This window comes from Enterococcus sp. 9E7_DIV0242 (genome assembly GCF_002140975.2).
In the GTDB taxonomy this organism is placed as follows: domain Bacteria; phylum Bacillota; class Bacilli; order Lactobacillales; family Enterococcaceae; genus Enterococcus_L; species Enterococcus_L clewellii.
Genome location: NZ_CP147247.1, coordinates 158653 through 170851, shown reverse-complemented (window position 1 = coordinate 170851; position 12199 = coordinate 158653). Strand labels below are relative to the sequence as shown.

10 protein-coding genes are annotated in these 12199 nt (G+C 41.1%); 2 read left to right on the top strand and 8 right to left on the bottom strand.

Translation table 11 applies throughout. The features are described 5' to 3' along the window. Positions 1-261 precede the first annotated feature (261 nt). On the top strand, positions 262-606 hold the full coding sequence (locus A5888_RS00865) for a carboxymuconolactone decarboxylase family protein (RefSeq protein ID WP_086348319.1): 345 nt from the start codon (positions 262-264) through the stop codon (positions 604-606). A 71-nt stretch (positions 607-677) separates the two neighbouring features. Here the strand turns inward: A5888_RS00865 and A5888_RS00860 are convergent, their stop codons facing one another. The 8 genes from A5888_RS00860 to A5888_RS00825 form a co-directional block, all read right to left on the bottom strand. Further along, the gene (locus A5888_RS00860) at positions 678-2060 is read right to left on the bottom strand and encodes a glycoside hydrolase family 1 protein (RefSeq protein ID WP_086347397.1); all 1383 of its coding nucleotides are present in this window, start codon (positions 2058-2060) and stop codon (positions 678-680) included. A gap of 5 nt (positions 2061-2065) precedes the next feature. Next, on the bottom strand, positions 2066-3406 hold the full coding sequence (locus A5888_RS00855) for an alpha-L-fucosidase (protein WP_086347396.1): 1341 nt from the start codon (positions 3404-3406) through the stop codon (positions 2066-2068). Positions 3407-3433: 27 nt separating this feature from the next. Continuing rightward, positions 3434-4429 (bottom strand): LacI family DNA-binding transcriptional regulator, encoded by a 996-nt coding sequence (locus A5888_RS00850; RefSeq protein ID WP_086347395.1) that lies wholly within the window; start codon positions 4427-4429, stop codon positions 3434-3436. A gap of 19 nt (positions 4430-4448) precedes the next feature. Continuing rightward, positions 4449-6764, bottom strand: coding sequence for a glycoside hydrolase family 3 N-terminal domain-containing protein (locus A5888_RS00845; RefSeq protein ID WP_249274390.1), 2316 nt, complete (start codon positions 6762-6764; stop codon positions 4449-4451). A gap of 36 nt (positions 6765-6800) precedes the next feature. Then, the gene (locus A5888_RS00840) at positions 6801-8123 is read right to left on the bottom strand and encodes a PTS sugar transporter subunit IIC (RefSeq protein ID WP_086347394.1); all 1323 of its coding nucleotides are present in this window, start codon (positions 8121-8123) and stop codon (positions 6801-6803) included. 368 nt (positions 8124-8491) lie between these two features. Then, entirely contained in the window at positions 8492-9022 is a 531-nt protein-coding gene (locus A5888_RS00835; RefSeq protein ID WP_086347393.1) for a serine acetyltransferase, read from the bottom strand. Positions 9023-9164: 142 nt separating this feature from the next. Beyond that, positions 9165-10385 (bottom strand): MFS transporter, encoded by a 1221-nt coding sequence (locus tag A5888_RS00830; protein WP_086347392.1) that lies wholly within the window; start codon positions 10383-10385, stop codon positions 9165-9167. 459 nt (positions 10386-10844) lie between these two features. After that, positions 10845-11621, bottom strand: a complete 777-nt coding sequence (locus A5888_RS00825) for a TrmH family RNA methyltransferase (protein WP_086347391.1) — start codon at positions 11619-11621, stop codon at positions 10845-10847. A 116-nt stretch (positions 11622-11737) separates the two neighbouring features. Here A5888_RS00825 and A5888_RS00820 point away from each other — a divergent pair, with 116 nt between their 5' ends. After that, a complete protein-coding gene (locus A5888_RS00820) occupies positions 11738-12013 on the top strand; it encodes an acylphosphatase (protein WP_086347390.1) in 276 nt (91 codons plus the stop codon). Positions 12014-12199 lie beyond the last annotated feature (186 nt).

The window sequence follows — 12199 nt, the reverse complement described above, 5'->3', positions numbered from 1 at the left end:
TATTGAAGAGGAAAATTATCTTAAACTGTTGGTATTCCTTGTAAATTAATTCAACCAGTCCGTGATAGAGGAAAGCCCCTTCTTTTCTCACTGTCGTATATGGAAATTCAGCTGCAATTGATTTATGTACTGCCAGCCTCGTCGCTACTTCTTCGCATACAGCAATTCAGAAAAAAATATCCTTCTCTTTAGATTCGATTCTTTGATTGAAGAGCCTCTAGTCAAATGATACCATTATAATAGAAAGAGAGGTTTTATATGATGTCGGATTATAAAGAAGAATATAAGGAATTGGCTCAAAACCATGCAGCATTAATGAAAAATTGTCCTGATTTGATGACTGCCTTCCGAGGTATTCCCAAGGAAGCTCTTAAGCCGAAGCATTTAGACACGAAGACAAAGGAGCTGATGGCCGTAGCAATCGCTATTTCGATTCGATGCGAAGGCTGTATTCTCGCTCACGTCAGAGATGCACTCAAAGCCGGAGCAACAATAGAAGAGGTGGCTGAAACTGTTGAAGTTGCGGTCTTGATGGGAGGCGGTCCAGCTACTGCCTATGGTGCCAAAGCGCTGTCTATTGCTGAATATTTACAAAGTCAGACCTGATTCAAGTCAAAAAAACTCATGCAACGAACTTCCTTAACGGAAATCTTTGTATGAGTTTTCTTATTCATCGGTTAATCAGAAAAGCCATTTTTTTCAATCAGTTCTTTATACCACAATCCGCTTTTCTTCAGACTGCGTTTAAAATCATCTTCGATAGCTACCCGATAAAAACCATAGCGATTCCGATACCCATTCAACCATGACCAGCAATCAACAAAGGTCCATGTGTGATACCCAAAGCAATTACTGCCAGCCTGAATTCCTTTATGCAGCTCGCGAAGATGCTCCTTCATAAAGTCGATCCGATAATCATCCTGGATCATGCCATGCTCATCCATAAACCCTTCTTCCTCAGCAACCCCCATGCCATTTTCAGAAACATACCACGGAATATTGTTGTAGTGTTCTTTCATCATCACAGCAACATCGTACAACGCTTCCGGATAGATTTCCCAGCCACGATAAGGATTGATTCGTTTTCCCGGAAGATCATAGGGAAGATAGAAATCTTCAGGCGTTTCCGCAGGAAAGTGAGTATCCGTCGGAGCTTGCACTCTTCTCGGCTGATAGTAATTCAAGCCGATGAAATCCACTGTATTTGCCTTGATTAGCGCTTTGTCTTGTTCCTCCGTTACTGGAATCAGTCCATTTTCCTTAAGAACAGCAATCAGCTTTTTCGGAATTGTTCCATGAACCGCCGGATCAAGAAAACTACTGGTATTGAATAGATCAGCCAGTTCCTTTGCTTTGAGGTCTTCTGCTGATTGACTTTTTGGATAAGCAGGTGAAATGTTGAGAATGATCCCGATTTGCCCACTATCGTTTTGCAACCTTCGGAATTCCTCCACTGCTCTGACATGTGCCATCAAGGTGTGATACCCCACTTGAATTGCCTTTTTGAAATCGACGATCGCTGGGTAATGGTACCCGTACAAATAGCCGCATTCAATGTGGACAAGCGGCTCATTGAATGTCGTCCAGTAGGTAACAGTATCCCCAAATAAGTCAAACGCAGTTTTTGCGTAAAAAGCAAATGCCTCAACGGATTCTCTTACTTCCCAGCCGCCTTTGTCCATCAGCCACCAAGGCATATCAAAATGAAAAAGGTTAATGATCGGTTCAATGCCATTGGCTTTCAGTTCAGAGAAATAAGACTTGTAAAAAGCTGCTCCCTCCTGATTGATGGTATGGCCATCCGGCAAGAGGCGTGTCCAAGCAATGGAGGTTCTATAAGAGTTCATTCCGAGTTCTTTCATTCGCTGGATGTCTTCGTGGTACTCCTCATAGACATTCGACGTATCCTCTGGACCTTGCTGTTCGTTAAATTTTTCAGGTGCCAATTTAAACCATTCGTCCCAAGTAGAAGCGGATTTCCCATTCCTCAGACTATGTCCTTCTGTTTGTGGAGCCGATGCTGCCGCGCCCCATAAAAATGCTTTCGAGAATTCTCTCATTACTGCTATCCCTCTGTTTCTATTTGAATTTCGATACCCGTGACAAATGCCTGTCGATCTTCCTCAGTCAGGTGAATTCGCCTATTTTGGATCGAATAGATATGATTGGTTTTTATATTATGAACAGAAACTACATCATTCACTCCCAATGCTTCTAATGAAAGCTCCGGTGTTGTGTCAACTGCTTCATTTTTATTAAAATGAAAGCCGTAAATCGTCTGCTTCTTTCTCGTAAAGTACCAGTTTTTGAGTTGCGTTACATCATTTTTTCTCGTTCCATAGATTCCCTTTCCATAAATATTTAGCCAGCTTCCAAGCTGTGTCATCAACGCAACCGCCTCTTCCGGTAATGTGCCATCTGGTTTAGGGCCTATTCCCAAAAGAAGATTGCCGCCTTTTGAGACGATCTGAATCAGTAATGTCAAAATTTCTTCAAAAGTTTTATAACAATCATCAGGAACATACCCCCAATTTTTTGCCAGCGGAATATTACTTTCCCAGACTTTTTTCGGCAATATATCCGGTACCTTTCGTTCCGGCGTCACATAATTTTCGTATGGCCCTCCAATTGTTCGATCAACAGCTATCAACTGTGGCTGTGCTTTTCTCAGCTGAGGAATAAGCTGATCCATAGCTAAATACTCATTGTTCGCTGAATTTACCCATCCGCCATCTAGCCAAAGAATATCCATTTTTCCATACGAGGTACATAGCTCCTGTAGCTGATCAAAGACAAACTGTTGATAGCTCTGCCAAATTTCTGGTTTTTCCATCGGATCATAGCTGGCATATCTTCCCTTTGGTCTACTATCCGGCTCCCAGTATAATGGACTTGCCCAATCTGCTTTAGAATAGTAGATACCCGTAGACAGACCTTCTTTGCGAAATGCCTGAACGACTTCCTTAAAAATATCTTTTCGTTTATCCTTATGAAAGGGACAATTTTTCCCCGTCACTTTATATGTCGAATAGTGTGTATCATACATATTGAAGCCATCATGATGCTTCGTCGTAAAAAGCATATAGTTAAAACCAGCCTTTTTACACACCGATGCCCAAGTTTCCGGACAAAATTTCTGTGGGTCAAACACTTTGTCCAACGCCCAATAATCCTGTCTGAGCTGATCAAGAGTTGTTCGCCACGGCTTTTTCCTTGCCCAAGTATCTTCTTCTGAGAGCTGCCAGGATTCAACGATCCCCGCAGTCGCGTACAAGCCCCAATGGAAAATGACCCCTAGCTTGTCATCTTGAAATTTTTCCAACTGCTGCCTTACTTCTGATGGAAGCTCACTATAAGCTTCCTGCTGTGTCACATTATTTTCTTCAATGTCTTGCCTGATCTTCATCGCTCGTCTCACCTTTATTTATTCCATTTATCGTTTTCTGATCGAATCTCGCCAGAGAATTTCATTTTCAATCGTGAACTGTTGTCCGGCCATTTTCTGTCCTTCCTTGACTCGCTGAAGAACACGTTGGGCTACCAGAGTGCCAAACTCAGCAACTGGCTGTTTGATAACTGTTAGCTTCGGATAAAAAATATCACTGGCTTCAAAATAATCATAGCTGGCAAAAGAAATGTCTGTGCCAATCTTTAACTCATGCTCATAGATTGCTTCTAAAGCACCTAAGGACATATTGTAGTTACAGACAAATACTGCAGTAATATCTTCGAGCTTTAGCAATTCTTCCATGCACATATAGCCGCTTTTTCTAGAATAGTCACCATAAACAATATAACGCTCATCTAGGGTCAAGCCTGATTGTGTGAATGCATCATGAATTCCATTTAGACGTTCCTTTGCGACATAATCAATCTGAGGTGCTGCAATGAACCCTATTTTCTGATGCCCCTGCCCCAGAATACGCTGTATGATAGCTGTTGTACTTTCCCGATTATTTAACAAAATAGAATCAACATTAGGGTAATCAAGTGGTGTGATCGCCGAAATTACTGGGATATCGAGGTCCTTAATTTTTTTGATCCCCGGCCAACTCTGCTCCGCACCAAAAACAACCAGCCCATCAACACCCCGTGAAAGTAAAAAATCCAACTTCCGTTCGATCTGTTCAGCGTCATCCCGATACCCTGAAAGCAATGTCCCGTAGCCTTCCTGTTCAAAGACATCCTCGATCGTCGCCACTACAGAAGAGCTGAACTGACTCTGCATATTGTTCATCAGCAGACCAATCGAAAAACTTTGATTACTTTTCAGACCCTTTGCCCAAAGATTTTCTGTATAGTTAAGCTTCTCGATTGCACTTCGAATGCGCGTCATATTCTCCGGTCGAAGCGTATGCCCATTCAAATATCTAGAGACACTACCTACCGAAACTTGCGCTTCCTTTGCTACTTCCTGTATAGTGGCCACGTTTACGTCCTCCTTGTTATCAGCTGTTTCCCAGACTGATCGACTGTTCCAGTTCCTCTATTTTAATAATTACTTGTTCTGAGAGCTCAAAATCACCTTGATTGCTAAAATAGGACAGCTCATCAAATCCTAACGCAAAGCTTACTTTTTCAGTTTGATTAGGAGCGATTTGAACTTTTTCAAAGCCTCGAAGCAGCTGCTTTCGTTGAATGACCTCTCCACCTTCCAGCTTTACAAACAGCAAAACTGCTTCCTTTCCAACAACTTGACCCGTATTTTTTACTGTCACTTCTAGCTGAAGCTTCTTACCATCTATCAAGTCTTGTTTGGTTAGATGTGGATTCAAAATGGTCAGCTTTTCATAAGAAAACAGTGTAAAGCTTTTGCCATATCCAAACGAATATAACGCGGAACCGGGTAAATCATAATAGTTCTCATTCATTGCGATAGCTCGTTGATAATGATAAACCGGCAACTGACCACTGCTTCGCGGATAACTTATACTCAGCTTTCCACTAGGGTTGACTACTCCAGCTAAAAGTTGAGCAACTGCTGGTCCCCCTTCCTGACCAGGATACCACGCAGCGACCACTGCGTCTGATTTCTGACAGATGGCTTCTATTTCATGAGGTCTTCCCTGGATCAAGAGTGTCACGATTGGTTTACCGAGCTTACTCAAGCAATCAAATAGCGCCAGCTGTTTGCCACCTAAGGCGAGAGAAGCAACATCCACATTTTCTCCGGAATCCATATTCACTCCTTTGGATGAGACTGCCCCATTGGCGAAAAATTCCATATCAAAATTTCGGGCACTGGAACCGCCAAGTACAAGAATAATTTTATCACTTTTCTCTGCTAGCTCAACTGCCTTTTCCATATGCGTTACTTGATTTTCCTCAGCACGGATATCACACCCTTGTGCATAAGCAACATCAGAGTGAGAGAAGGCCTGCTTTATACTTGTAAAAATAGTTCGATCCAACACGTCTTCATCCTGTGGTGCCGTGTAGTCGCCAAGCTGATTATATAGCGCATGCGCATTGGGGCCGATAACAGCAATCTTCTCTCCAATGTCTTGCAAAGGAAGAACTCCCTCGTTTTTTAACAGTGTCATACTTTCTGCGGCCATTTGATGATTCCTTTTTCGATAACTGTAAAATCGTTCTTTATAAGCTATTTCCGGTTTTTCTGTGTAAGGACGGTCGAAAAGACCAAGCATGAACTTGATACTCAACATACGATAAACAGCACGATCCAACGCTGCTTGTTGAACAACAGCTTGCTTAATACCTGCTCCGATCGTCAGATAGGTGTTATCCCAAAGACTTAAATCGATTCCTGCCTGCAAGGCTTTCCCAGCTGCCTTCTCATCCGAGCCATAGATTGGTTTTAGCCGATCCAACGCTGTCCCGTCAGCCATAACTATGCCTTGATAACCGATATCTTTTCGTAGCAGCTCTTCAAATAATCGTTGATTGGTATGACAGGGAACACCGTCTATATCATTATAGGCCGCCATAATTCCCACGGCGTTTTTCGCACTCTTCAATAGTGGGTAATAAATTTCCATGAACTCGCGTTCACCGATATTTACTGCACCGGAGTTGTGTCCGCCAAGACCATCCCCCTGAGCGATACAATGCTTCAAAACCACACCCAATTGTTCTGGCTTCCGACCAATATCAGCAACTGTCTGATGAACAAATGAGTGCTGTGCATTGATCATGTTCCCTTGAAAGCCGTTAACGATGGCATGATTAAAAGCTGCTGCAAGATACGGATCTTCTCCATAGCACTCCTCTGTTCTTCCCCACCGCGGATCACGACTCAAATCTAAGGAAGAAACAAGTGCCAGATGAACACCTTTCATCGCCAACTCCTCTGCCATATGCCTGGCAGTTTCCTCAATTAATTCTTTATTGAACGAGTTTCCTCTGCCGATATTTGTTGGATATGAGATGCTGCCAAGTCCTTGATGCCCATGGGGACACTCTTCTACTAGTAATACAGGAATACCCAACCTTGAATGATTGATTACATAATCCTGAACCTCATTTGCCAGCTTCCAGCTTTCCTCTGCCGGAATGCCGTTCAGATGATTGACCTTTGACCACGGATCGGCACGGAACAGACCATATAACGCACCCATCCCCTGTCCCCAGTGGACATGCTCTTTGAAATAATCAGTTAACTGAAACCCGGTGTGTGCCTTCTCATAAGCTTTCCATCCGTATAAATGTTGATTGACCTGCCCCACCTTTTCTTCCAGAGTCATCTGACTCAGCAAATCCTCCACGCGTTCATGAATCGTTAAATCAGGATTTTTATAGCTCATCTCACTTGTTCCTTTCCAGTGTTTACTATATTAATATTACGCTACTTCAAAGCCTTTTGCTTTGTTGCTGGCCATGATAAATGGAATGAACAACAAGATATCCATTATAAATAGTAGCAACGCAAGAATAGCTGCCGGTAAATTTCCACCTGTCGCGATCCAAGCTTGGAATACGGGCGGAGTGATCCACGGAGCCGCAGCTACCGTTTTGCCAATCAAACCGATACTTGTTGCAAAATAAGCAATGATCAAATTGATGGATGGAATCAGTGCACACGGAATCATAAAGATTGGATTCATTACGACTGGCAAACCAAACATGATCGGCTCAGCAATATTGAAACAGCTCGGTGCCAAACCAAGTCTGGCTACATCTTTTTGCTCTTTTCTTTTTGAGACAATAAAGATTGCAACAATCAATGGTAGAATGCATCCGCCACCGCCAAGCAAGCCAAAGCTTCCTACGAACGGCTCTGTAACAATATTAGGAATAGCATTTCCTGCTTCAAAAGCAGTCATATTTTCTTGAATTGCGGCAAGCATTGGTGCTGATTTTATCGGTGATAAGATACTTGAACCATGCATTCCGAAGACCCACAGTGTATCAGAGATAAATTGAATAAATAGCATTCCCGGAGCGGATAGTACAAAGCCTTTCAATGGCGTCTGGATGATCACATCTACCACTTCCGGTACTGTCAGACCTGTCGCTTTATCTAAAACGAACACTGCTACCGCAAAAATGATGATGACTAATACTTCCGGAATTAAGGAATTGAATGAGGTTCCTACTGCCGGAGGAACACTTTCAGGCATTTTGATTCGTAGCTTCTCGATTTTTGAGAAACGTACAAACAGCTCTGTACCTGCCAATGCTGCCAGCATGGCCAGAAACAACCCTGACGAAGAAGTTAATGATTGCAGGTAAACACCTCCGATTTCTGCCGTTGATCCATCTGCCAATGTTACTGTACTGCTCAAAGGATTCATGACAAACATCAAAGCAACACTCAAGCCACCTGCATGTGTCGGACTAAAGCCTTTGTTCTCGATTTTTCCAGATGAAGCATACCATGTAGCAAGGTTAAACCCAATGTTATAACACACTAAAATAGCTAGAATACCCATCGTTCCATTATTAACGATCCCAGCCAAGCCAGCCAAAGAGCTCAAATCAACGAATTGCTGAACCCAGGCATTTGAGAATACAACAGCATTTAACAGGATGAAAAATGAGGCTGCCATTATTAATGGCATAGTGATGATAAACCCATCTCGAATAGCACTTAGGTGACGTTGATTATTGATTTTCGCAGCAATAGGTAACAACTTTTCAGATAACTTGTCAATAAATTTCATTAAGACTCCTCCATATCTCGTTAGTTAGTTTATTGTCCTAACTAATTGAATAAAAAAATAGTTGGCATTACTTGAATCGATTCAACTATATTTTAGCAGTTCCCTTTTTGAAATGCAACCGCTTTTTTGAATCGATTCAATTATTTTATTTCCATAAATAATGAAAAGGTTTCTCCCATTCTTCTTCCATGCAAACTTGCCTCTTCACCCTATCCGAACAGCTTTACATATCTAATTATTTTTCTTTCCAGATTACACCTAAAAGCTTTTTTGTACTTCATATTCAAAAAGCCACTCTACCTCTTTCGATCATACAATTAAAATAGAATTTACAATTTACCCCTTCTGCGAGCAATAAATTGCGATACCTACTTCTGTTTAAATGTATGAACTCGTTTTCTATTGATTTCCATGATGTCTTCACCGGAAATCATATTTTTATTAAAAACCAAATCATACTCTGGATTTTTAGGTTTATATTGATTAACGCCATAAGCAACACTATTCGCTGGTATGTCTTTTGTTATTATAGCTCCTGCTCCAATGACCGTATTCTCGCCTATTAGAACAGGTCCCAAAATTTTAGCTCCATCTGAAACGATCACATTTTCTGCAAGAATAGGACTTCCTACATTTTCCCATTTATTATGAATTTTATTGTAACGCATATTTGAGCCCAGAGTCACATTCTGATAAATGACGACACCTGGAGATAATCTGGCTGCAACGATTGTACAGCCACGTGCATGATGGGCAAATAATACACTTCGATCTATATCTTCACAATTTATTTCACAGCAATACCACTTCTCCAATAAATCAGCAGCTTCTTGTTTTTTCAGCTGATCTGCAGAGTAGCAATTGATTTCCACTAATTCTTCAAAGGTCATATTTTCCATTTTCTTAATCCTCCATCTATTTTATATCTGAGTCACTAAAATACTTACTAGTTCTCAAGCTTTCAAAGATTCCAACTGCATTCTATTCTTATTATTTTCATAAAATAAATAAACTTGTTCATAAAATCGTTAGTAAAAACGACTATACTCGGAAGCTTTTGCCAAGCAGTAGCCATAATGCAAGTGGTAGTATCAAAATTCCAAATACGATCATAATTAAATCAATCGAGAGAGTATCTGATAGCGGGCCTAGTATCAACATCGTTGTTGGCGACGCAATACTAATTGCCATCGTCACTATACTTAGCACTCGTCCCATATGTTCATTATCGGTTTTTGCTTGAAAGAATGAAACCATAGCCGTTCTCGAAATGGGGACAACAAAACCAATGACTACCATCATTGCGAAATACAACCAGAAAACGGATGTGCTGCCTAATAAGATAAGCGGTATGATCAATAAAGAATAGCCTAGAGCTACAGTCTTTATTCTGTTTTTGAGCCCTCCCCAAGCACTCATGATCACTCCTCCTAGCAACATTCCAGAAGCAAATCCAATTTCAATAGCCGATAACTGCCATAAACCATCATGAAATTTGCGAGTAATTTGTAACGGCGCCAAATTAGCTGCTGGTGTAGAGAGTACACTTCCTATAAATCCTGCAATAATGAGTGCAATCATACTTTTGTGCGCACGTAAATAATTCACTCCGATTTTTATTTCTTCGAAAACATTGATTTTCTTTCCTCCAGCTGATTTCAACGATGGAACCTTTACCTTAAGAAACATGATAGTAATACCGATCGCCGCTGTTACGAAATCGATCATAAGAATTCCAGCCAGAGGTAAAACAGCTAGCAAAGCAGCTGCTAACGCTGGGCTTGCAAGCATCATAACTGCCTGAATCGTCTGATCGATTCCATTGACACGTACCAAATGCTCTTTTGGCGTAATTTGTGGAAGGATCGATGAAATAGTGGGCGTTTGAAATCCTTGCCCAACGGAGCGAATGAACGTGACTCCTAATAATAAGAAGATATTATCCTCCATACTAGCATTCACAAATAGCAGGATAGCCATAGCCAAGGATGCGACAGCTATACAACTATCAGATATAATTGCGATCCTTTTTCGATTGTAACGATCCGCAAATGCTCCTGCAAAAGGCATAACTAGAACCATCGGCAAAAGTCCAATACAGCTCATTAATCCAATCATTGTTCCTGACTTTGTTGATAGCGTGACATGCCAAATAATAGCATACTGTACCAACATCGTTCCGATCATTGAGATCGCTTGTGACGTTAGCAAACATGCTACATTCTTCTTCCAATTCTTTTCACTATAACTAGCTTTTGACATACTTATTCTCTCCCTTTACGCATAAATTTGTTGTTCTAACAATTTATATGCCCAAATGGGTTTTTCGGAGAATTCGTCCTAATTGCTACCGTGATAGTAGCATAATAAAGAATATTTAACAATAGTTAACTCATTTGATTTTACTCAAAAAAAAATAGGTGTGAGACAGAAATCACATCCTACACTCTTTCTGCTTCTAGAGTCGAGTAAACCGCGAGACAGAAGTAACTACAGTAGCAAGCTGTGTCGATATATAGTATCTCCATGAATAATGAGCAAGAGCGTGGGACATAACTCAAGTCCTACGCTTGTTCTGTATCTAAACCCGAATAAACGGTGGAACAGAAGCAACTTCTTCGACAATAAGCTGAAATTCAGCAAAAATTTGTGAAGCAATTTTCGTGAATTCCAGCTTATTGCTTGAAGCTTAACGCTTCTGTCCCAAACTCAATTAATGAACTACTTTATGCTAAGCGAGTACATCAAGATGCCAGCTGCTATTGCAACATTCAAAGATTCTGCTTTTCCTTTAATCGGGATATATAGGTTTTTCGTTGTCTGCTTCAATATTTCCGAATCGACTCCACTGCCTTCATTTCCCATAATCAGCAAAAAGTCGGACATTGGCTCTATGTCTGTGTATTGAACAGCTTCCTCGTTCAGCTCTGTTCCATAGACGGCACATCCCTCTCTCTTGAAGCGTTCAATCAACGGCAGCAACTCACCACGAATAATAGGTAAATGAAAATGGCTGCCCTGCATTGCACGCAAGACTTTCGTACTGTAAACATCTGCCGCCCCATCACCGATTATCACACCGGAAAAACCAGCAGCATCCGCTGTTCGAACCATCGTTCCGACATTTCCCGGATCCTGTACCTGATCCAAGGCCAACCAAGAACCGGTCAAATCAGCTAAAACCTCTTCCTCACTAGATGGCATATCCACTACTGCCACTATCCCTTGTGGTGTCGGTAAGTCGGACAAGCTTTTCATGACCTCATCACTGACTAATACGATCTTCTCGTCGTCCTGTTGTTCAAGCCATTCTGACCATTCTTTTTTCCCGCGTGCCGTTAGGAGAATTGTATCGACCGATGCCTCATAGTTTATTGCTTCTTCGACTAAATGAAACCCTTCGATCAAATATTGCTGCATATCTTCTCTATGTTTTTTTCGATGTAACTTCTTAATATTTTTGATCCATTCATTTTTACTGGATGTGATTTCTTTCATGCGCTCACCTCGTTTGTTATTATACCATGCTTCAATTAAGAGCATGAGACAAAACTTGAAGGAAGGACAAAAAAACGCTATCATTGATTATATACATAAATCACGGAGGGATGAACATGAGAAAAGTTAGAATGAACGTACAAGGCCGTGTTCAAGGTGTCGGCTTTCGCTATATGACAAAGATGGTTGCTGACCAAATCGGCATCACCGGTACAGTCAGAAATGAAGACGATGGTTCTGTGTCGATCGAAGCTGTGGGACAGTTAGATCAGATGGATCTTTTCATCAAAAAAATCAAGGATTCGCCTACACCATCTGGTCGAGTTACCTACATTGATATCCAAGATGACCCATTGATCGAAGACTATTTAACATTCAAGGTAACCAATTGAGTGGTATTTATGAAAAAAACAATGGACCATTATTTTTCTAAAAAAACAGCTACGAGATTAAAGCAGCTCTTGCCTTAGTCTCTGTTTTTTCATTGCCAAAAAAAGCTTTGACTAAGAGAAAGATGGTTCTTAACAAGAATCATCCTATATTCCATAAGATTCCTGTAGTTTTCTGAATTATTATTG